Consider the following 19481-nt stretch of genomic DNA (forward strand, 5'->3'; position numbering starts at 1 on the left):
AGCACCGGCTTGCGGAAGCGTGCTGCACTCACTCGTGGCGGGGATGGAGTTCATGGTAGGGGCGGGAGAAAACGGCGGTCAACGATGGGGGATTCAGTTGCTTCCCATTGGAATTGGAACTCGGCGCTCCAAGCTGCGAACCTGCCGCAAGGGTCAGGTGGGTCAGGCCAGCGGTGTCAAAGCGCCATAGCAGTCCGCGAGATGGGCCGTGCAGTCGGGGTGGCGCTTGAGCCGGCAGACGTCAGCTGGTGAGGATGACCAGTTGCCGGGTCGCCCGGGTCATCGCGACATAGCGGTCGACGGCCCCTTCGATGCCCGCGCCGAAGGTCTCCGGGTCGATGAGGACGACCAGGTCGAACTCCAGCCCCTTCGACAGCTCCGGGGACAGCGACCGGACCCGGGAGGTCTCCTGGAACGCACCGACTCCGTTGTCACCGGTGCCGATCACGCAGGCGACGCCTTCGGCGTGCTCGGCGAGCCAGCTGTCGAGGATCGCGTCCAGCTCCGCAATGGAGCCGTGCCGCACGGGAATTCCGCTGCGTCGGATCGAGGTCGGCACATTGGCGTCCGGGAGGGCCGCCCGGATGACCGGCTCGGCCTCCGTCATCACTTCTTCCGGCGTCCGGTAGTTGACGCTCAGGGTCGCCACGTCGACCCGGTCGAGCCCGATCCGCTCCAGCCGGTCCTGCCACGACTCGGCGAACCCGTGCCTGGCCTGGGCGCGGTCCCCGACGATGGTGAAGCTCCGGGACGGGCAGCGGATCAGCAGCATCTGCCACTCCGCGTCGGTCAGTTCCTGCGCCTCGTCGACGACGATGTGCCCGAACGGGCCGGCCAGCCGGTCCGGGTCGGCGGTGGGCAGCGCGGTCTCGTCGATCAGCGTGCTCTGCAGGTCGGCCCCGCGCAGCATGGTCACCGCGCCCTCACCGTCGTCATCGGCCTGGACGATGTGCTCGATGACATCGGCCATCCGTGCGCGTTCGGCGGCGACCGCGGCCTCCTGGCGGCGCTTGCGCCGGACGTCCGCGGGGTCGCCGAGCCGCTGCCGGGCGGCGTCCAGGAGCGGCAGGTCGGACACCGTCCAGGCCTGGCCGTCCGCGCGCCGCAGCTTGCGCACCTCGTCCGGGCTCAGCCAGGGGGCGCACATCCGCAGGTAGGCGGGCACCGTCCACAAGTCCCCGACCAGGTCGGCGGCTTCGAGCAGCGGCCAGGCGCGGTTGAGGGTCGTGACCAGCTCCGCGTCGTGCAGCAGCGACCTGCGGAACGCGTTGCGCGAGATGTCGCCGTCGTCGTCACCGTGCTTGTCCAGCAGGATCGTGACCAGGGCCTCCCAGATCAGGTCACGCGCTTCGTTGTGCGGGATGCCCGGTTCCGCCGCCTCGAACGCCTCGGCCCAGTCGTCGGGGCCGAGCCAGAGGTCGGACCAGTCGGTGCTGACCGTCATGCCCTCGCTGGGCGGCTCCTCGTAGAACCTGACGGCCTTCTCGATCGCCTTCACCAGGTCGGCGAACGCCTTCAGGCGGGCCACCTCCGGGTCGGACTCGATCGCCGCCTTCGCTCCCTCGGTGACCAGGTCGCGCACGGTGCAGGTCTGCACGCCCTCCTCGCCGAGGCTGGGCAGGACGTCGGCCACGTAGGCCAGGTAGGGCTGGTGCGGGCCGACGAACAGCACGCCGCCGCCGCGGTGCTGGTGGCCGAGGCGCGGGTCTGCGTACAGCAGGTAGGCGGAGCGGTGCAGGGCGACGACGGTCTTGCCGGTGCCCGGTCCGCCGTCGACGACCAGGGCGCCCCGGGAGCCGGCCCGGATGATGGCGTCCTGGTCGGCCTGGATGGTGGCGAGCACATCCCGCATCCGGGCCGAACGGTTGGTGCCCAGGCTGGCGATGAAGGCGGACTGGTCGTCGAGTGCGGCGCGCCCTTCGAGCCCTTCGGCGGTGAACACCTCGTCCCAGTAGTCCGTGATCCGGCCGCGGGTCCAGCGGTAGCGCCGGCGGCTCGCCAGGCCCGTCGGGTTGGCGTGGGTCGCCGCGAAGAACGGCTCGGCCGCCGGCGAGCGCCAGTCGAGCAGCAGCCGCCGGCCGTCGCTGTCGGTGAGGCCGAGTCGCCCGATGTACACGGGCTCGGGGTCGTCCGCGCTGACGATGTGGCCGAGGCACAGGTCCAGGCCGAAGCGGCGCAGGGCGCGCAGACGGCCGGTCAGCCGGTGGATCTCGGTGTCCCGGTCCATCGCCTCCCGGCCGACGCCGCCGGGCGCCTTGCGCAGCGCGTCAAGGCGGTCGGACAGTTCGGCGATGGCCTGCTCAAGGCTTTCCGCGATGGCGGCGAAGTGCTTCTCATCGGCGGCGATCAGCGCCGGGTCGGCCTTGGCGGCGAGCCGCTGGGGCAGCCCGAACGCGCTGGTGGTCAGGGGATTCATCGCTGCAGCTCCGCTCATCGGCCGACAAAAGCACAGGTATTCCGTGAACCTCGCATTTCTGCAGGTCCCGGCTTGGATCAGCGATTGTGCGCCATGACCGGGGCCTTGTCGCAAGGCCCCCCACACGGTATAAATTAAGAGTGGCGAGGAGTGGGTCGAGCTTTTTTCTATAGCCCCCGCTCTGTTCGCTGGTACCGATGTTCGCAAAGCGGGGGCTCACAGCGCGAGCCGGTGGCATGATCTCTCGCCGTGACGGAATCCGTGTCAACGCGCAGCTGCCCACAGTGCGGCGTCGCTTTCGAGTCTGATCCCAGGTACAGCGACTGGTGCCCGAGTTGCGAGTGGAACCTCGCCGAGCCGCCCGTCAGCGGGCGCACGGCCCACCGTCGTGCGCGGGAACTGGCGCAAGCCGAGGCGTGGTACGCGCGGTTGGCCAAGTCCGGCTCAGCGGGCCGGACTTCGGGCAGTCACTTGGCCGCGGCGGTGTTGGCGTCACTCGTTCACCTGGTCACGCTGGCGGTCGCGGCCGGCTCGATCTGGCTGCTGCTGACCGGGCAGATCATCCTGATGGCGCTGGGCGTCGTCGGCGCGGGCCTGGTCTGGCTGCTGCGCCCGCGGTTCGGCGGCCGCCGGGAGGACGCCGCCCAGGTGACCCGCGAAGAAGCGCCGCAGCTGCATGAGTTGATCGAGCGGATCGCCGGCGAGTTGGGCGTCCGGCGACCCGACCGGCTCCAGGTGCAGGCCGGCTACCTGACCGCGTACGCCCGCCGGGGAATCCGTCAAGAGGTGGAGCTCACCATCGGGTTGGCGCTCTGGACGGCACTCACTCCGCAGCAGCGCATCGCCATGCTGGCCCGGGAGCTCGGCCACGGCGCGGTCGGCAGTCCGCGACACGGGCTGTGGCTGCGGTTGGCGCTGGACACCCTGGACGCCTGGTACGGGTTGCTGACGCCGGGCCATGGCGACGAGTTGATGCACGCCGGACTGCGGAGCGCAGGAGTGGCCGGCTATCGGGACGACGTCATGAGCGCCGCCGCCGTGCAGGTTCAGATCCGCGGCAGTGCGCAGCGCGCCCTGATGGACGGGCTGGCCAATCGGCTGCTGCTGCTCGTGGCGCTGCCGGTGCGGTTGGCTCGGTACTGCTTGCACTGGCTGCTGGTGCGCGGTAGCCAACAGGCGGAGTACGCGGCGGACGACCTGGCGGTCCGCGTCGCCTCCCCCTCGGCCGCCACCGCGATGCTGGACGCGCTGTTCCTGGGGGAGCTCGCGGCCGCGTACCTGCTCCGGCAGCGCGCGCTCGTCGGGCACGGCGGGGTGCCGCGCCCGGCGGACATCGCGGAGGCGCTGTGGAGTGGGCTGGCCGACTCGGTGGCGTCCGTCCCGGAGCTGGAACGTGAGCGCCGCCGTCGGCTCGCCATCCGCCAGGCGGCCGCGGTCGATGCCTGGCATCCGCCGACGCACCTGCGGGTCCGGCGGCAGAGCGAGCGCCCCGAGCAGGCGGCGACCATCCTCGCCGACACGGTCGACTGGACGGTCATCCACGCCGAGCTGGAGGACTCGCGCTGGCGGACGGCCATCCTGGTGCTGGGCATCTGACGCTACGTCAGCTCTCAATTGCGGTGAGTATCCGCAGTGCTCGCAGCAGAGCCTCGGCCTCTTCCTCCGGCAGCGGCGCCAGAAAGCGGCGCTCGGCTGCCAGCCGCACGTGTTCCGCGTCGTTCAGCAGCGTCCGCCCCTGCTCGGTGAGTTGGACGACGTTCTTGCGGCGGTCCAGCGGGCTGCGGCGGCGCTCCGCCAGGCCCTTGGCCTCCAGGGTGTCCACCAGCGCGACCATGGTGGTGCGATCGACGCCGAGCCGGCCGGCGGCCTCCAGCTGGGAGAGCGGGACGTCCTCGGCCAGCACGGCGAGAGCGGCGAGTTCTCGGCCGTTGAGCCCGAGTGGCGCCAGTGCCTCGGCCGACGTCTCGGCGTACCGCAGGTGGGCGTGCTTGAGGAGGTAGCCGAGGCGGGTCGAGAGCTGGTCGATGCCGTTCGCGGTGGTTTGGGGCGTCTCGCTGGTCATGACGGCAAGGGTATCGAGTTCTGATCCGCCCGACAGATAGTCAGGAGCACTGACGATTGGCTAAGCTGACGAACCATGAGCCATTCTTCCCACCAGCCATTAATGTTCGGCATTAAGACCACCCCCATGCGGGTCCCCTACCAGGAGATCCTCCGCGTCTGGCAGGAGGCCGACGAGCTTCCCGAGATCGCGGATGCCTGGCTGTGGGACCACCTGATGCCCATCGTCGGCCCCAAGGACGGAGACATCCTTGAGGGTTGGACCCTGCTCAGCGCCCTCGCCGCGCGAACCGACCGACTCCGTCTGGGGCACCTGGTCACCAGCAACCGGCTCCGGCACCCCGCCCTGCTCGGCAAGATGGCGACCACCCTCGATGTCATCTCCGGCGGACGCCTGGTCATGGGCCTCGGTGTCGGCGGCACCCAGCAGCCGCCCGGAGCCGGCGGCATCGCGGGCGAGAACCCCGCAGCCGCGGAGTACGCGGGCTACGGCCTGAGCCTGGTGCCACCCGGCGAGGGCATCGCCCGGCTGGCGGAGACCCTCGCGATCCTGCGCGGCATGTGGAGCCAGGACGTCTTCGACTTCGACGGCCGCTACAACTCCCTCTCCGGCAACCGCAACCAGCCCAAGCCGGTGCAGCACCCCGGCCCGCCCGTCCTGATCGGCGGCTGGGGAACCCGCCTGCTGCGGCTGGTCGCCGAGCACGCCGACATCTGGAACATCCCCGGGCCGCCGCACAACAGCGTCGAACACCTTCGCGAGCGCAGCCGAGTCCTCGACGCCCACTGCGCCGCCATCGGCCGCGACCCGGGCACCATCACCCGGTCCGTGCAGTACATCGTCTCCTACGACGACCCGGCCGGGGACCGCGCCGTCCTCGCCCAGCTGATCGCCGCCGGCTTCACCCACCTGGTGCTCAGCCTGCGCAGCCCCTATCCCCCGGGCATCGCTCGCCGGCTGGTCGATGAGCTGATCACCCCGCTTCAAGCAGCAACGGCCGCCCGCCGCCGGTAGGCAGGACCGCGCCGCTGCCAACTGGCCAATCATTTCGCACTGTTCCACGGGCCGCCCACCAGGGCATCCGCACCAAGAGCGAGCCCCAGTCCGCCCTGCCGGGGAGGCCCGGACCGGTGCGCAGCGAATCCTCTTGCCGAATCCGCACACCGTCCGTCAGGGTTCGATCATGATGAACCTCGATCAGGGAGCCGGCGCCGCTCCGGCCCTCGCACCGGAGATCCTCGGCTACTACCAGGAGGGCCGGGAGGATGGGCGGCTGCGGGCCGGCGCGGGCCTGCTGGAACTGCTGCGCACCCAGGACGTGCTGCGGCGACTGCTGCCGCCCGCGCCGGTGCGGGTGCTGGACGTGGGCGGGGGCAGCGGGGTCCACGCGGAGTGGCTGGCCGCCGCCGGGTACCAGGTGGAGCTGGTCGACCCGGTGCCGCTCCATGTCGAGCAGGCCGGCGAGCTCGCGGGGGTGCGCGCACGGCTCGGCGACGCCCGGGCGCTGGCGGCGGCGGACGACTCCTTCGACGTGGTGCTGCTGCTCGGGCCGCTCTACCACCTCACGGACGCCGCCGAGCGCGCTCAGGCGCTGGCCGAGGCCCGCCGGGTGCTGCGCCCCGGGGGCCTGCTGGTGGCGGCGACCATCAACCGGTTCGCCGGCCTCCATGACACCCTCAACCAGGGCCGCTGGTTCGACCCGGAGCGCCGTCCCTACATCGAGGCCGCGACCCGGGACGGCCGAGTGCGCAGCGAGAATCCGCAGTCCGGCTTCACCACCGCCTACTTCCACCAACCCGCCGAGATCGTCGGCGAGTTCACCGCCGCCGGCCTCACCCCGCTCGGTCAGTACGGCGTGGAGGGCGCCGGCTGGCTGATGGGCGCGCTCACCGACTGGCTGGACGACCCCGCCCAGCGGAAGTCGCTCCTGGACGCACTGCGGCTCACCGAGTCGGACCCGGCCCTGCTGGGCGTCAGCGGCCATCTGCTCACGGCCGGCCGCAAGCCCGAGGCCGCCCGATGACCCTGCTCAGCCTCGAACCCATCCACACCGAGCGGCTGACACTGCTGCCGCTGCGCGTCGAGCACGCCGAGGAGATGGCCGCAGTGCTGTCCGATCCGGCGCTGCACACCTTCATCGGCGGCGAGCCGGCCACCCCGGCGGCGCTGCGGGCCCGCTATGAACGCCTGGTGGCCGGCTCGCCGGATCCGGCCGTCGTCTGGTGCAACTGGGTCGTCCAACTGCGGGGCCAGGCCTGCCTGGTGGGTACCGTGCAAGCGACGGTCACGGTGGACGACCGCCAGGAACTCCACGCGGAGGTCGCCTGGGTGGTGGGAACTCCCTGGCAGGGTCAGGGCTTTGCGGGCGAGGCCGCCCGGGGCCTGGTCAACTGGCTTGGTGAGCAGGCCGTGCGGACCGTCATCGCCCACATCCATCCGGATCACCAGGCCTCCGCCCAGGTCGCCGCCTCGGCCGGGCTCGCCCCCACCGACCAGTGGCACGACGGCGAGATCCGGTGGCAACTGGCGCGCGGTTGACGCAGTGCCGGGCCGGCCAGCGCTGAAAGTCGACCAGAGCGACTTCCGGGCCGGCCGCCACCGACCTCGGGCCATGCCGGCCGCCGACGCCCCCGCCAGGCGCTCCAGCTGAACCGGCCTCGGCGCGGCCGCCTCAGATGACGATCTCCTGGCCGTCCTCCGCCACTTCGGCGCCACCGGCCGCCAGGGCCGCCCGCGCCGGGGAGTCGGGGTCGCTCAGCGGGTTGGTGTTGTTGAGGTGGGTGTAGAGCACCCGAGTGCCGGGGCGCAGCCGGGCCAGGGTGCCGCCGGGGCCGCTGATCGGCAGGTGGCCCATGGCGGTTGCGGTGCGGCTGCCAGGGTGGATGGCGGCCATCTCGTCCTCGGTCCAGAAGGTGCCGTCGAGTAGGGCGCAGTGCGCCTCGTCCAGCAGGGCGTCGAGCTCGTCGGGCCAGCGGGCCAGTGACGGCACGTAGAGCAGAGTGGCGCCGGTGGCGGTCTCCCGGAGGCGGTAGCCGACCACCCACGGGCCGGCCGCCGTCGACTGCTCGGCGTAGCGCGGCCGCTTGTCGCTGATCGGCACGGCACTGACGGCCAACCGGCCCTCGTCCAGCAGGAGTTCACCGCCAGCACTCGGCACCGGGTGCCAGCGCACCGTGCCGTACGGGGCGAGCAGCCCGCGCAGCGGGAAGGCGTCGGTGAGGGCCGCGAGCACCGCTTGGGGCGCGTGGATGTCCAGCGCGGCGCCCTCGCGGAGCGCGAACAGGCCCACGGTGTGGTCGAGTTCGCCGTCGGTGAGGAGGACGCCGCGCACCGGGGTCCGCCTGGTGCCGGCGGGTGGGGCGAGGTCGGGGACGGCGAGCAGCTGGCCGCGGGTGTCGGGTGAGGCGTTCACCAGGTACCAGGCGTCGTCGGAGACACTGACCGCCAGCGCCTCCTGGCTCCGCCAGGCACCGGGCCCCGTCGCCCGCGCCCGCTCGCACGGGCCGCACCCGCAGTTCCACTGCGGCAGCCCGCCGCCCGCCGCCGTCCCCAGCACCCGAACCCGCACCGTCTACTCCTCCCGCACCGTTCCCTCCCGCCTACCCGGCGCCACGGCACCCCATGCTCCCCAGCCGGACCATGTCACGGTTCGCCCCGATTCAGGCGTGTTGGAGCGCCTTCCGCCCGCGCCCTTCACACCGAGTCCAACGGTTGCGGGCCACCGCCCTGTTCCCGTCCGCGATGTGACGTTTTCCCAGCTCGCAACTGGTTCACCCGGCCGTCCTCGCCCCGCCATACTCGCCGCTCGGCAGCCACCTTCAGCTGCTACTCCCCCTGCTCACTCTCCCGCGCGAGGACGGTCGCTTCAGCATGCCTGCCGCACAGACAGCCGCATCATCGACTCACCCGGATCCTCCCACCCCTTGGCTGGTCGCCCGCGGCGTCCTGCTACCGCCCGGACCGCGCCGGACGCTGGCGAGCGCGACCTTCGTCAACCAGGTCGGCAGCACCGTCTTCACGTTGAGTTCCACGCTCTTCTTCACCCGCTCGGTCGGGCTGTCCGTGGTGCAGGTGGGGCTCGGCATGGGGATCGGCGCGCTGGTCGGGCTGCTGTCGGGAATACCGGTCGGGCGGCTGGCGGACCGGCGCGGGCCGCGCGAGGTGTACCTGCTGACCCTGCTGGTCCAGGCGGTCGCGATGGCCGCCCTGGTGCTGGCCCGCTCGTTCTGGCTGTTCGTGCTGCTGGTCTGCCTCACCCAGTTGGCGACGTCGGCCAGTTCGGCCGCGCGGGCGCCGCTGGTGCGGGGGCTCGCGGGCGAACGGCCGGCCAGGTTCCGGGCCTACCTGCGTGCCACCGTGAACCTCGCGGGCAGCGTCGGCGCGCTGCTCGCCGGTCTGGTCGTGCAGATCGACAGCCGGACCGCCTATCTCTGCCTGGTGCTGGGCAATGCCGTGAGCTTCCTCGCCAGCGCGGCGGTCGTCAGGTGGCTGCCGTCGGTGCCGCCGGTGCCGGGGCCGGCGGGCGCCGGTCGGCGTACGGCGCTCACCGACCGCCCCTACCTGGCGTTCACCGTGCTGGACGCGATCACCTCGCTGCAGGGCGATGTGCTGCTCTTCGCGACCCCGCTGTGGATCGTCGGGCACACCCACGCACCGCGCTGGTTCGTCGGCGCCGTCGCGCTGCTCAACACCGCCCTGGTGGTGGTCCTGCAGGTCAGGGTGGGGCGCGGGGTCGAGAACAGCGCGGCGGCCGCTCGCTCCTGGCGGCGCTCGGGATGGGCGTTCTTCGTCGGGCTGGCACTGGTCGGTCTGGCCACCGGGCTGCCCGGCCGGCTCGCCGCGCTGCTGCTCCTGCTCGGCGCGCTCGCCCACACCATCGGCGAACTCTGGCTGGCGGCAGGCGCCTTCGAGCTCCGCTACCACCTGGCTCCCGCGCACGCGCAGGGCCAGTACGCGGGCGTCTCCCGCCTCGCCAACGGCCTCGTCGACGTGCTGGCCCCCACCATCCTGAGCCTGCTGTGCATCAGTTGGGGCACGCCCGGCTGGCTGCTGCTGGGCGGCGTCTTCGTCACCACCGGGCTGCTGATGCCGCCGCTGGTCCGCTGGGCCGACCGCAGCCGGGCCGCCCAGGGATAGGGGGCGCGGCATCCCACTCGCCTCCCTCGCGGACGAGGCGGACCGCGCCCGGGCCGCCGACTGACCTGCGGTCAACCTGGAACATCGGGGCCGACCTGGAACATCAGGTCCCCGTGCGACGTTGGCCCTGTCATGAGCGCTCTGTTCGGTGTCGCCGGGGGCCTGCTCCTGCCGGCTTTGGTAACCGTGCTGTTCTTCGTCTCCGCCATCGCCCGAAAAGCCCTGATCAGAGCGCACCCGTCGCCGGGCGGCCCGCAGCCGGGCCGGGGTGCCGGGGCTGTCGCGACCGAGGAGCTGCATGCCCTGCTCTACCCGGGCAAGCGGGCCCAACTGGAGCAGCGCCGTGTTGAGTTGGTGCTGCGGGACGATGAGCAGGACGGTGCTCCGCCGCGCACCGGGATCGACCTCGCGGCCGGCCGGGCCGTCATCCGCAAGCCCCGCGCCTGAGGCAGCCGGCGCGGCAAATGGGGTGCCGCACCCGGCCTGACCTGGCTACGGTGGCCCGCATGGAGATCCGTGTTGCGTCCCCCGAGGACTGGCCCAGCATCTACCCGTTCTACGCCCTGACCATGGCGGAGGGCCGGACGTATGCCTTCCCCGAGGGCCAGAGCCTGGAGGAGGCGCGGCCGTGGTGGATGGAGCAGGCGCCGGGGCAGACCGTGGTGGCGGTCGAGGACGGCGTGGTGGTGGGCTCGGCGAAGATGGGGCCGAACCGGCCGGGCCGCGGCTCGCACATCGGCACCGCCTCGTTCCTGGTCGATCCGGCGCACCGGGGCAAGGGCGTGGGCCGGGCGCTCGGTGAGTACGTCGTCGAGTGGTGCCGGGCGCAGGGGTTCCACGGGATCCAGTTCAACGCGGTGGTGGAGGTCAACGCACCGGCGGTGCACCTCTGGAAGTCACTGGGGTTCGAGGTGATCGGTACGGTGCCGGGGGCCTTCGACCACCCCGATCACGGCCTGGTCGGCCTGCATGTGATGTTCCATCGGCTCTGAGAGCCGCAAGGAGTCAGCAGGAGCCGCCCGGCCCGAGGCAGGTGCCCTCGATCAGGCCCTGTTCGGCCAGGCCGGACAGGAAGGCCAGCACCTGCTCGCCGGCCACCGAGTGGTGCTCGGCGAGCAGCGCGGCGGTGATGTCGGCGGCGCCCCGGCTGCCGTCGCACAGGCGCAGCACGGCGGCGGCGGTCTCGTTGAGCGGCAGGGCGCCCTCGGAGAGGAGCAGGGTGGGCAGCCCTCGCGCCTCGTCGCGCCCCAGTCGCACGCCGACCCCGAGCCGCCAGCCCACCGGGTGGGCCAACGCCCCGCGTCCCACCCAGCCGTCTGCCTGGCCGCACCATTCGCCCATGGGCTACTGCCACCGTTCTCAGGGTGATGAGGATGGAAGAGCTCGCCCCCAAGCCTGAGCCAGGCACCGGGTCGCTCGCAATCGCCGGATCGAGTGAACCCCGGTCATCTGATCAGCGAATCGGACTGACTCGACGAACCTCACCTCTGCTCGTCGGATCCCACCTGCGGCGCGCTCCGGATCCCACCTGCGGCGCGCCCCGATGGCCGCCTCCCGGTGGCGGTGGAAAGCTCGGCGGTGGAACGCCCCACCAACGCCCAGCGCCACCCCGAGGAGCCGCGATGTCCGAGCGCGCCACGTCCCGCACCGGAGCCGCCGCTCAGGCACCGGCCGTGTCGGGGCCGCAGGAGCTGCGCAACGTGGTGCTGGTCGGGGTGAGCGGCTCCGGCAAGACCACGCTCACCGAGTCGCTGGCCCTGGCCGCGGGTGCGCTCACCAGAGCGGGCAAGGTCAGCGAGGGCAGCACCGTCTCGGACTTCGAGGAGATCGAGCACCAGCAGCAGCGCTCGGTGCGGCTCTCGCTGGTCCCGGTCGAGTGGCGGGGCGTCAAGATCAACCTGCTGGACCCGCCCGGCCACGCCGATTTCGCCGGTGAGCTGCGGGCCGCGCTGCGGGCCGCCGACGCGGCGGTCTTCACCATCTCCGCGACCGACCCGGTGACCGGCCCGGTGCTGGCGCTCTGGCAGGAGTGCGCGCGGGCCGGGCTGCCCCGCGCCATCGCCGTCACCCATATGGATGCGGCCAGGGCCGACTTCGACGAGGTGCTGGCGGCGTGTCAGCAGGCCTTCGCCGACGGCAACCCGGACGCCGTGCAGCCCATGGACCTGCCGGTGCGCAGCGACGGCCGGATGCGCGGCACGGTCGAACTGCTCTCCGGCGAGACGCACGGCCAGGCCGACCCGCTGCCGCCGACCGAGCCGGCCCGGGAGCGGCTGGTGGAGGCGATCGCCGGTGAGGACGACGAGCTGCTGGAGGCCTACCTCGGCGGCGAGCAGCTGGACTCCGGCGCGCTGACCCGGGGCCTGCGCGGGGCGGTGCTGCACGACTCGATCCACCCCGTGCTGCCGCTGACCGAGGACGGCACCGGCGCGGTGGACCTGCTGGACCTGATCGTCTCGACCTTCCCGGCGCCGCCGGACCGCCCGCTGCCCGAACCCCTGCCCGCCGACCAGCGCCCCGACCCTGACGCCCCGCTGGTCGCCCAGGTGATCCAGAACACCGGCGACCCCTATGTCGGCCGGCTCAGCCTGCTCCGGATCTTCACCGGCACCCTGCACCCGGACGAGGCGCTGCTGGTGGCCGGGCCGGACGGCGAGCCGGTGGAGGAGCGTGCCGCCGGGCTGACCTCCCCGTTCGGCAAGCAGCAGCGCACCATGGACCGGGCGGTGGCGGGTGATCTGGTCTGCGTCGGCAAGCTGGCCTCGGCCCGGGTGGGTGACACCGTGTCGGATCCGGCGGCGCCGCAGCGGCTGGAGCCGTGGAGCCTGCCGGAGCCGCTGCTGCCGATCGCGATCGAGGCGCACAGCCGCAGCGACGAGGACAAGCTGTCCCAGGGGCTGGCCCGGCTGTCCGCGCAGGATCCGACCGTACGGGTCGAGCAGAACCCGGCAACCGGTCAACTGGTCCTCTGGTGCACCGGCGAGGCGCACGCCGGTGTGGTGCTGCACCAGCTGGCCGAGCAGCACGGGGTGCAGGTGGCGCAGGTACCGTACAGGGTGGCGCTGCGGGAGACCTTCGGCGGCACGGCGACCGGGCACGGCCGGCTGGTCAAGCAGTCCGGCGGGCACGGGCAGTACGCGATCTGCGAGCTGCGGGTGGAACCGCTGCCGGGCGGCACCGGGTTCGAGTTCGTCGACCAGGTGGTGGGCGGCGCGGTGCCGAAGCACTTCATCCCCTCGGTGGAGAAGGGGGTGCGGGCCCAGCTGGAGAAGGGCGTGGGCGACGGCCATCCGCTGGTGGACGTGCGGGTGACGCTGGTGGACGGCAAGGCCCACTCGGTGGATTCCTCGGACGCGGCCTTCCAGTCGGCGGGGGCGCTGGCGCTGCGGGACGCCGCCTCCCGGACCGCGATCCGACTGCTGGAGCCGGTGGCCGAGGTGGCGGTGCTGCTGCCGGACGAGTACCAGGGGCCGGTCTTCAGTGACCTGTCGGTCCGCCGGGCCCGTGTTCTGGGCACCGAGCCGGCCGGCCCGGGCCAGAGCCTGCTGCGGGCCGAGGTGCCCGAGCTGGAGCTGACCCGGTACGCGGTCGATCTGCGGGCGCTGACCCATGGCACCGGCTCGTTCACCCGGAGCCCGCTGCGCTACGAGCCGATGCCGGCCGCGCTGGCCGCCAAGCTGGCGAAGGCCGACGACTAGTCGCTCTGCTCGGCCAGCAGTCGTACCGCCGCCTCGCGCATCTCCACCTTGCGGACCTTGCCGCTGACGGTCATCGGGAAGGCGTCGACCAGGTGCAGATGGCGCGGGATCTTGTAGTGCGCCAACTTGCCGGTGCAGAAGGCGCGCAGGGCGTCCGGGGTGAGCTCGGCGGCACCGGGGCGCAGCCGTACCCAGGCCATCAGCTCCTCGCCGTACTTCTCGTCGGGCACGCCGATCACCTGGGCGTCCAGGATGTCGGGGTGGGTGAGCAGGAACTCCTCGATCTCCCGGGGGTAGATGTTCTCACCGCCGCGGATCACCATGTCCTTGATCCGCCCGGTGACGGTGAGGAAGCCGTCCTGGTCCATCACCGCGAGGTCGCCGGTGTGCATCCAGCCCTGCGCGTCGACGGCCTCGGCGGTCCGCTCCGGCTCGTTCCAGTAGCCGCGCATCACCGAGTAGCCGCGGGTGCAGAGTTCGCCGACGGTGCCGCGCGGCACGGTGGCGCCGCTGACCGGGTCGACGACCTTGACCTCCAGGTGCGGGCCGACCCGTCCGACGGTGTGGATCCGCTGCTCGAAGCTGTCGCCGCTGCGGGTCTGGGTGGAGACCGGGGAGGTCTCCGTCATGCCGTAGCAGATCGACACGGCGCGCATGTGCATCCGCTCGATGACCTGCTTCATCACCTCGGCGGGGCAGGGTGAGCCGGCCATGATGCCGGTGCGCAGGGTGGTCAGGTCGTGCTCGGCGAAGCTCGGGTCGTTGAGCTCGGCGATGAACATGGTGGGCACGCCGTAGAGCGAGGTGCAGCGTTCGGCGGCGACGGCGGCCAGGGTGGCGGCCGGGTCGAACGCGGGGGCCGGGATGACCACGCAGGCGCCGTGCGAGGTGGCGGCCAGGTTGGCCATCACCATGCCGAAGCAGTGGTAGAACGGGACCGGTGCGCAGATCCGGTCGGCCTCGGTGTATTCGCACAACTCCCCGACGAAATAACCGTTGTTGAGGATGTTGCGGTGCGACAGGGTGGCGCCCTTCGGAAAGCCGGTGGTGCCCGAGGTGTACTGGATGTTGATCGGGTCGTCGGCGGTCAACTGCTCGGCGATCGCCGCGAGTTCGGCCGGGTCACCCTGTCGGCCCGCCGTCAGCAGCCGCTCCCAGGAGTCCTCGCCGATCAGCAGCACATCGCGCAGCTCGGGGCAGCCGGGCTGGGCCTCGGCGAGCATCGCGGCGTAGTCGGAGGTCTTGAAGGCGGGCATCGCCACCACCGTGCGCACCCCGGACTGTCGCAGTACGTACTCCAGTTCATGGGTGCGGTAGCTGGGGTTGATGGTGACCAGGACGGCGCCGATCCGCGCGGTGGCGTACTGCAGCAGCACCCACTCGGGGCAGTTGGGCGACCAGATGCCGACCCGGTCGCCGGTCCGCAAGCCGAGCGCCAGCAGGCCCAGGGCGACCGTCTCGGTGTCGGCGCTGAACTGGCGGTAGGTCCAGCGCCGGCCGCTGGGGACGTCGACCAGCACCTCCCGATCGCCGAACGCGGCCACCGTGCGGGCCAGGTCGGCACCGATGGTGCCGGTCAGCAGGGGCGGTTCGACGGGGCCGCGGGCGTGGCTGGGCTGGGCGGCGACGGGCATGGTGCTGCTCCGGGGGTGAGGGCTGCTGCTGGCGGTTGCGAGGCTGCCACACCTGACGGACCGTGACCAGTCCCCCACGGATTACTTCAACAGCTTGGAGAACCTCCGGTCGGCCAGCGGTTTGCCGCCGGTCTGGCAGGTCGGGCAGTACTGCAGGGAGGAGTCGGCGAAGGAGACCTCGCGGATGGTGTCGCCGCAGACCGGGCAGGGCTGTCCGGTGCGGCCGTGCACCCGCAGCCCGGTCTTCTTCTCGGCCTTCAGTTCACCGGCGGCCAGGCCCCGGGAGCGTTCCACCGCGTCCCGCAGGGTGTCGCCGATCGCCGCGTGGAGGGTGGCGGTCTCCGCCTCGCTGAGCCGGGCGGCCAGTTTGAACGGGGACATCTTGGCGGCGTGCAGGATCTCGTCGGAGTAGGCGTTGCCGATGCCGGCCAACACGCTCTGGTCCCGCAGCACGCCCTTGAGCTGGCGCTTCTCCCCGGCCAGCAGCTGGTGCAACTCGGTTGCGGTGAACGCCGGGTCGAGGGGGTCGGGGCCGAGCCGGGCGATGCCGGGCACCTGCTCGGGGTCGGTGACGCAGTAGACGGCCAGCCGCTTCTGGGTGCCCGCCTCGGTGAGGTCGAAGCCGGTCGCGGGATCGTCGGCCAGCTGTACCCGCAGGGCCAGCGGGCCCTTGCCCGGGCGGGGCGGGGCGGCGGGCAGCTTCTGCTGCCAGCGCAGCCAGCCGGCCCGGGCCAGGTGCACCACCAGGTGCAGGTCGCCCGCGCTGATCACCAGGAACTTGCCGCGCCGCCCCACCGCGTCGACGGTGCGCCCCTGGAGCGCGGTGACGGGCGGGTCGTAGGTCTTCAGCACGTTGATCGCCACCGGGTGGATCCGCCCGATCTCCCGGCCGACCAGGTGCTCGGTGAGGAAGGCGCTCAGCGCCTCGACTTCTGGCAGCTCCGGCACGCCAGCCAGTCTGCCGGGCCATCGCCGCTGGTCAGCGACGCCACGCCATGAAAGGGTCGGCCATATGTCAGATCAGCAGATGGACTTCTCGCTTGAGCTCGAGCTGGCCGTGGAGGCGGCCCGCCCGATGCTGGCCACCGGCCGGGTGGCCGACTACATACCCGCCCTGGGCGCGGCGGATCCGAACGCCTTCGGGCTGGCGCTGGCCACCGTGGACGGCGAGGTGTACGGCGCCGGGGACTGGCAGACCCCGTTCTCCATCCAGTCCATCTCCAAACTGTTCGCCCTGGCCCTGACCCTGGCCACCGGCGACGCCATCTGGCACCGGGTCGGCCGGGAGCCGTCCGGCACGCCGTTCAACTCCCTGGTGCAGCTGGAGTCCGAGCACGGCATTCCGCGCAACCCGTTCATCAATGCGGGCGCCATCGTGGTGACCGACCGGCTGCTCAGCCTGACCGGCAACGCGGGTGCCGCGATCCGCGAGTTCCTGCGCGACGAGTCCGGCAATCCGCACCTGGACACCGACCACCTGGTGGCCGCCTCCGAGGCCGAGCACGGCCACCGCAACGCGGCACTCACCCACTTCATCGCCAGCTACGGCAATCTGGAGAACCCGGTCGAGTCCGTGCTCCAGCACTACTACGAGCACTGCGCGATCGCCGCCAGCTGCCGCGACCTGGCCCTGGCCGGCCTCTTCCTGGCCCGGCACGGCGTGCGCGCCGACGGCAGCCGGCTGCTCTCCGCCAGCGACGCCAAGAGGGTGAACGCGGTGCTGCTGACCTGCGGAACGTACGACGCGGCCGGGGACTTCGCCTACCGGGTCGGCCTGCCGGGCAAGAGCGGCGTCGGCGGCGGCATCCTGGCCGTCGTCCCGGGCCGCGGCACGCTCTGCGCCTGGGGCCCGGCCCTCGACCGAGCCGGCAACTCGGTGGGCTCGGTGGCCGCCCTCGAAGCCTTCACCACGGCCACCGGCTGGTCCGTCTTCTGAGCCGCCGCCGACACGCCGGGCGTTCGCACTGACGCACCGCGACCGGACGGATACCCTGGGTCGGAACGCGCCGACCCAGGAGCTCCCGACGATGATCCAGACGCCCCGCGAGGCCCTGCTGACGATCCGCCAGGAGCTGGCCCCCGCCGAATCGGAGAACCGGCTGGTGCCGCGGATCGACCAGGGCCTGGTGCCGGTCTCGCTGATCGCCGAGCTGGCCGCCCAGGAGTACCGGATCATCCGCAGCGACCGCCGCAGCCTGCTGGTGCTCGCCGCCCGCTGCGCGGACACCCCCGCCGGGGCGTACTTCGCCACGCTGGCGGCCGGCGAGGCCCAGGCCCTGGCGGAGCTGCCGCCGCTCGCCGCCGCCTGCGGCCTGGACGAGCCGCAGCTGGCCGACCGCGAGCCGCTGGCCGGCTGCCAGGCCTACCCGGCGCAGCTGGCCTGGCTGGCGCTGAACGGCGAGCCGGTCGCCACGGTGCTCGCGCTCACCGCCAACTTCGACGCCTGGGGCCGCTACTGCGCGATCACCGCGGCGGCGCTGCGCCGGCATTACGGCTTCTCCGACCAGGCCTGCGCGTTCTTCGACTTCTTCGCCTCCCCGGCGCCGGAGCTGGAGGAGGAGGCGATCGCGGTGGTGGCCGCGGGCGGGCTGGACGCCGGCAAGCTCGCCGAGGGCCGCCGCTACGGCCGCCTGCTGCAGTCCTATGAGCTGCTCTTCTGGAACACCCTGGCCAGCCTCTCCCCCACAGCCGAACCGACGGTCGACTCCGGACTGGGCCTGGCCTGAGGTCGCGCCCGGGTGGCGGCTCTGGTTGCCCGGGTCGCGTCACCGGGCGCAGGCTGGAGGTGTCGCGGCGGACCGTCCCGGTCGGCCGCCGGAACCGCGGAGGTTCTGATGCCCACCGTCAGTCCGGAGCGGCCTGGTGAGGACGCCACTCCGGCGAAGGAGAAGGAGCAGGAGGACACCACTCTGCTGGAGGGTGTCACCTCCGAACAGGTGAAGCACGCGCAGGACGAGTCCCGCGCGGAAGGCGACCCCTTCGAGTACCCGGAGTGATCGGATGCACACGCTGGAAGAGCAGATCGACCTAGACGTCCCGATGCAGGTGGCCTGGGAGCAGCTGCACCGGGTGCACCAGTACCCGGACTTCGTCGACGGCGTGAAGCACGCCCACGCCCACGGCAACCACCGGGCCCACCTCGAAACCGAGGTGCGCGGCCAGGAGCGGGTCTTCGAGACCGAGATCACCGACCGCGGCGGCGACCAGGTGATGAACTGGCGCACCATGGACGGCGCCCATCTGAACGGCACGGTGGTGCTGCGGCAGCTGGACGCCGGCTCGACCCAGATGCAGGTGCGGCTCGAGTACGAGCCGGATGCCGTGCACCAGACCTATGGCGGCCCGCGCGGCTTCGCCCAGTCCGGGGCGATCGAGCGGACCGTGCGCGGCGACCTCGAACACTTCAAGCAGCTGGTCGAGTCCGACCGCCCCGTCCCGGGCGGCCCCTGACCGACGCCGGCCACCAGGTCGAGCGGTCCCCCGCCGGGGACCGCTCGACGTGTGTCAGCCCAGGTGGTCCAGCAGCGCGGCCAGGAACTCCGCGGGCCGCTCCAGTTGCACGCTGTGCCCGGCGCCCGCCACCACCAGCTCGCGCACCCGGCCGCCGGCCGCGGCGTAGCGCTCCAGCACCGCCCGGGTCTGCGTGACCATCGGCTGGGCCGGGCACCGCTCGGCGCCGGGCCAGCCGGGGAGCACGCCGAGCGCGCCCAGGTGGGCCGGGTCGAAGAGCGAGGTGTCGGAGACGATTACGTCGTCCGCGCCGCGCACCCAGAGCAGCGGCGGCTTCGGGTCGACCAGGTGCAGGTCGTCGAGCCGGAAGTGGGTCGGGGCCATCGAGTTGAGCACCCCGCGGTCACCCGGTGCGAAGCCCGGCCAGGCCTCGCTGGGTCGGCTGTCGCCCGGGTAGTGGTCGTCCCCGCAGCGGGTGGTGAGCATGGCGGCGACGTACCTGTCGGGGTCGGCCAGCGGCTGCTTGACGTAGGCCGAGTCCAGCACGGAGCGCGGGGCGAGCGGCGAGTCGGCGCCGGGCTCCCCGGCTGCCAGCAGCCGGACGAACTCGGGGTTGGCGCCACCGCCGCCCGCACCCGCGCCGTCGGGCGAGTTGAGCACGCCGTCCGGACCGTGGGTGCCGCCGAAGCCGTACGGCGAGACCGGGTTGAGCAGCGTCACCGAGCGGACCGACGCCGGGTGGTCGCGCAGCAGTTGGAGCACCACACCGCCGCCCATGCTCCAGCCGACCAGGTGGACCGGGCCGAGCGCCAGGGTCTGGATCAGGGCGAGCAGGTCGTCGCTGTAGTCGCGGACTCCCCGGGTGGCGTCCACCGGCAGCGGCTCGGTGGCGCCGAAGCCGCGCAGGTCGGGGGCCAACGGGCGGTAGCGGTCCGGTAGTTCGCGCATGGTGGCGTGCCAGAAGGCGGCGGCGGAGACGTTGCCGTGCACGAAGAGCACGGGTTCGCCCGAACGGCCGTCGATTTCGGCGCAGTTGACGGTCAGCCTGGGTGTGGTGACCAGCCGGTCTGTTATCACGTGTGGCT

At 72.4% G+C, this 19481-nt stretch carries 19 protein-coding genes; 12 read left to right on the forward strand and 7 right to left on the reverse strand.

The features are described from left to right. Window positions 1-241: 241 nt before the first annotated feature. Window positions 242-2416 carry an RNA polymerase recycling motor ATPase HelR gene (helR, locus tag E6W39_RS04785; protein WP_141632416.1) on the reverse strand — a complete coding sequence of 725 codons (2175 nt, stop codon included), beginning with the start codon at window positions 2414-2416 and terminating at the stop codon, window positions 242-244. 486 nt (window positions 2417-2902) lie between these two features. On the opposite strand from helR, the gene E6W39_RS04790 reads away from it, so the two are divergent. Continuing rightward, a complete protein-coding gene (locus E6W39_RS04790; RefSeq protein WP_141632417.1) occupies window positions 2903-4012 on the forward strand; it encodes a M48 family metallopeptidase in 1110 nt (369 codons plus the stop codon). A gap of 7 nt (window positions 4013-4019) precedes the next feature. Here E6W39_RS04790 and E6W39_RS04795 read toward each other — a convergent pair whose 3' ends face one another. Then, on the reverse strand, window positions 4020-4478 hold the full coding sequence (locus tag E6W39_RS04795) for a MarR family winged helix-turn-helix transcriptional regulator (protein ID WP_141632418.1): 459 nt from the start codon (window positions 4476-4478) through the stop codon (window positions 4020-4022). A 126-nt stretch (window positions 4479-4604) separates the two neighbouring features. On the opposite strand from E6W39_RS04795, the gene E6W39_RS04800 reads away from it, so the two are divergent. The 3 genes from E6W39_RS04800 to E6W39_RS04810 all read left to right on the forward strand — a co-directional run bounded on the left by E6W39_RS04800 (window position 4605) and on the right by E6W39_RS04810 (window position 7016). After that, the gene (locus E6W39_RS04800) at window positions 4605-5492 is read left to right on the forward strand and encodes an LLM class flavin-dependent oxidoreductase (protein WP_141632419.1); all 888 of its coding nucleotides are present in this window, start codon (window positions 4605-4607) and stop codon (window positions 5490-5492) included. Window positions 5493-5661: 169 nt separating this feature from the next. After that, entirely contained in the window at window positions 5662-6501 is an 840-nt protein-coding gene (locus E6W39_RS04805; protein WP_141632420.1) for a class I SAM-dependent methyltransferase, read from the forward strand. Further along, window positions 6498-7016, forward strand: a complete 519-nt coding sequence (locus tag E6W39_RS04810) for a GNAT family N-acetyltransferase (protein WP_141632421.1) — start codon at window positions 6498-6500, stop codon at window positions 7014-7016. Before E6W39_RS04805 ends, E6W39_RS04810 begins: the two co-directional genes overlap by 4 nt. A gap of 133 nt (window positions 7017-7149) precedes the next feature. On the opposite strand, the gene pqqB is transcribed toward E6W39_RS04810, so the two are convergent. Continuing rightward, window positions 7150-8046 carry a pyrroloquinoline quinone biosynthesis protein PqqB gene (gene pqqB / locus E6W39_RS04815; RefSeq protein ID WP_141632422.1) on the reverse strand — a complete coding sequence of 299 codons (897 nt, stop codon included), beginning with the start codon at window positions 8044-8046 and terminating at the stop codon, window positions 7150-7152. A 302-nt stretch (window positions 8047-8348) separates the two neighbouring features. Between pqqB and E6W39_RS04820 the strand changes: the two genes are divergently transcribed. From E6W39_RS04820 to E6W39_RS04830, 3 genes are all read left to right on the forward strand, one after another. Continuing rightward, a complete protein-coding gene (locus E6W39_RS04820) occupies window positions 8349-9614 on the forward strand; it encodes an MFS transporter (RefSeq protein WP_141632423.1) in 1266 nt (421 codons plus the stop codon). 132 nt (window positions 9615-9746) lie between these two features. Continuing rightward, complete coding sequence (locus E6W39_RS04825; RefSeq protein ID WP_141632424.1) at window positions 9747-10061, forward strand: DUF6191 domain-containing protein; 315 nt, start codon at window positions 9747-9749, stop codon at window positions 10059-10061. Window positions 10062-10120: 59 nt separating this feature from the next. Next, the gene (locus E6W39_RS04830; RefSeq protein ID WP_141632425.1) at window positions 10121-10606 is read left to right on the forward strand and encodes a GNAT family N-acetyltransferase; all 486 of its coding nucleotides are present in this window, start codon (window positions 10121-10123) and stop codon (window positions 10604-10606) included. A gap of 13 nt (window positions 10607-10619) precedes the next feature. Here E6W39_RS04830 and E6W39_RS04835 read toward each other — a convergent pair whose 3' ends face one another. Continuing rightward, window positions 10620-10955 (reverse strand): PqqD family peptide modification chaperone, encoded by a 336-nt coding sequence (locus E6W39_RS04835; protein ID WP_141632426.1) that lies wholly within the window; start codon window positions 10953-10955, stop codon window positions 10620-10622. 281 nt (window positions 10956-11236) lie between these two features. Between E6W39_RS04835 and E6W39_RS04840 the strand changes: the two genes are divergently transcribed. Next, window positions 11237-13312, forward strand: coding sequence for an elongation factor G-like protein EF-G2 (locus tag E6W39_RS04840; protein ID WP_141632427.1), 2076 nt, complete (start codon window positions 11237-11239; stop codon window positions 13310-13312). Here the strand turns inward: E6W39_RS04840 and E6W39_RS04845 are convergent. After that, a complete protein-coding gene (locus E6W39_RS04845; protein WP_141632428.1) occupies window positions 13309-14946 on the reverse strand; it encodes an AMP-binding protein in 1638 nt (545 codons plus the stop codon). The two genes, E6W39_RS04840 and E6W39_RS04845, sit on opposite strands and share 4 nt — an antisense overlap. Window positions 14947-15027: 81 nt before the next feature. After that, window positions 15028-15894, reverse strand: a complete 867-nt coding sequence (locus tag E6W39_RS04850) for an Fpg/Nei family DNA glycosylase (protein ID WP_141632429.1) — start codon at window positions 15892-15894, stop codon at window positions 15028-15030. 79 nt (window positions 15895-15973) lie between these two features. Here E6W39_RS04850 and E6W39_RS04855 point away from each other — a divergent pair, with 79 nt between their 5' ends. From E6W39_RS04855 to E6W39_RS04865, 4 genes are all read left to right on the forward strand, one after another. After that, on the forward strand, window positions 15974-16882 hold the full coding sequence (locus tag E6W39_RS04855; protein ID WP_141637548.1) for a glutaminase: 909 nt from the start codon (window positions 15974-15976) through the stop codon (window positions 16880-16882). A 91-nt stretch (window positions 16883-16973) separates the two neighbouring features. After that, window positions 16974-17672: a transcriptional regulator gene (locus tag E6W39_RS04860; RefSeq protein WP_141632430.1), complete on the forward strand. Its 699-nt coding sequence runs from the start codon at window positions 16974-16976 to the stop codon at window positions 17670-17672. A gap of 108 nt (window positions 17673-17780) precedes the next feature. Beyond that, on the forward strand, window positions 17781-17942 hold the full coding sequence (locus tag E6W39_RS39085; protein ID WP_180356783.1) for a hypothetical protein: 162 nt from the start codon (window positions 17781-17783) through the stop codon (window positions 17940-17942). Between the two features lie 4 nt (window positions 17943-17946). After that, window positions 17947-18396, forward strand: coding sequence for an SRPBCC family protein (locus E6W39_RS04865; RefSeq protein ID WP_141632431.1), 450 nt, complete (start codon window positions 17947-17949; stop codon window positions 18394-18396). A gap of 54 nt (window positions 18397-18450) precedes the next feature. On the opposite strand, the gene E6W39_RS04870 is transcribed toward E6W39_RS04865, so the two are convergent. Further along, complete coding sequence (locus E6W39_RS04870; RefSeq protein WP_141632432.1) at window positions 18451-19473, reverse strand: alpha/beta fold hydrolase; 1023 nt, start codon at window positions 19471-19473, stop codon at window positions 18451-18453. Window positions 19474-19481: the final 8 nt, after the last annotated feature.

Source organism: Kitasatospora acidiphila (assembly GCF_006636205.1).
Classification (GTDB): domain Bacteria; phylum Actinomycetota; class Actinomycetes; order Streptomycetales; family Streptomycetaceae; genus Kitasatospora; species Kitasatospora acidiphila.

What these genes read in the sequence shown, in the direction of transcription:
- E6W39_RS04805 (WP_141632420.1), top strand. Translation starts at nt 5,662, where the DNA reads ATGATGAACCTCGATCAGGGAGCCGGCGCCGCTCCGGCCCTCGCACCG.
- E6W39_RS04830 (WP_141632425.1), top strand. Translation starts at nt 10,121, where the DNA reads ATGGAGATCCGTGTTGCGTCCCCCGAGGACTGGCCCAGCATCTACCCG.
- E6W39_RS04800 (WP_141632419.1), top strand. Translation starts at nt 4,605, where the DNA reads ATGCGGGTCCCCTACCAGGAGATCCTCCGCGTCTGGCAGGAGGCCGAC.
- E6W39_RS04845 (WP_141632428.1), bottom strand. Translation starts at nt 14,946, where the DNA reads ATGCCCGTCGCCGCCCAGCCCAGCCACGCCCGCGGCCCCGTCGAACCG.
- E6W39_RS04810 (WP_141632421.1), top strand. Translation starts at nt 6,498, where the DNA reads ATGACCCTGCTCAGCCTCGAACCCATCCACACCGAGCGGCTGACACTG.
- E6W39_RS04835 (WP_141632426.1), bottom strand. Translation starts at nt 10,955, where the DNA reads ATGGGCGAATGGTGCGGCCAGGCAGACGGCTGGGTGGGACGCGGGGCG.
- E6W39_RS04860 (WP_141632430.1), top strand. Translation starts at nt 16,974, where the DNA reads ATGATCCAGACGCCCCGCGAGGCCCTGCTGACGATCCGCCAGGAGCTG.
- E6W39_RS04820 (WP_141632423.1), top strand. Translation starts at nt 8,349, where the DNA reads ATGCCTGCCGCACAGACAGCCGCATCATCGACTCACCCGGATCCTCCC.
- E6W39_RS04840 (WP_141632427.1), top strand. Translation starts at nt 11,237, where the DNA reads ATGTCCGAGCGCGCCACGTCCCGCACCGGAGCCGCCGCTCAGGCACCG.
- E6W39_RS04795 (WP_141632418.1), bottom strand. Translation starts at nt 4,478, where the DNA reads ATGACCAGCGAGACGCCCCAAACCACCGCGAACGGCATCGACCAGCTC.
- E6W39_RS04855 (WP_141637548.1), top strand. Translation starts at nt 15,974, where the DNA reads ATGGACTTCTCGCTTGAGCTCGAGCTGGCCGTGGAGGCGGCCCGCCCG.
- helR (WP_141632416.1), bottom strand. Translation starts at nt 2,416, where the DNA reads ATGAATCCCCTGACCACCAGCGCGTTCGGGCTGCCCCAGCGGCTCGCC.
- E6W39_RS04865 (WP_141632431.1), top strand. Translation starts at nt 17,947, where the DNA reads ATGCACACGCTGGAAGAGCAGATCGACCTAGACGTCCCGATGCAGGTG.
- E6W39_RS04825 (WP_141632424.1), top strand. Translation starts at nt 9,747, where the DNA reads ATGAGCGCTCTGTTCGGTGTCGCCGGGGGCCTGCTCCTGCCGGCTTTG.
- E6W39_RS39085 (WP_180356783.1), top strand. Translation starts at nt 17,781, where the DNA reads ATGCCCACCGTCAGTCCGGAGCGGCCTGGTGAGGACGCCACTCCGGCG.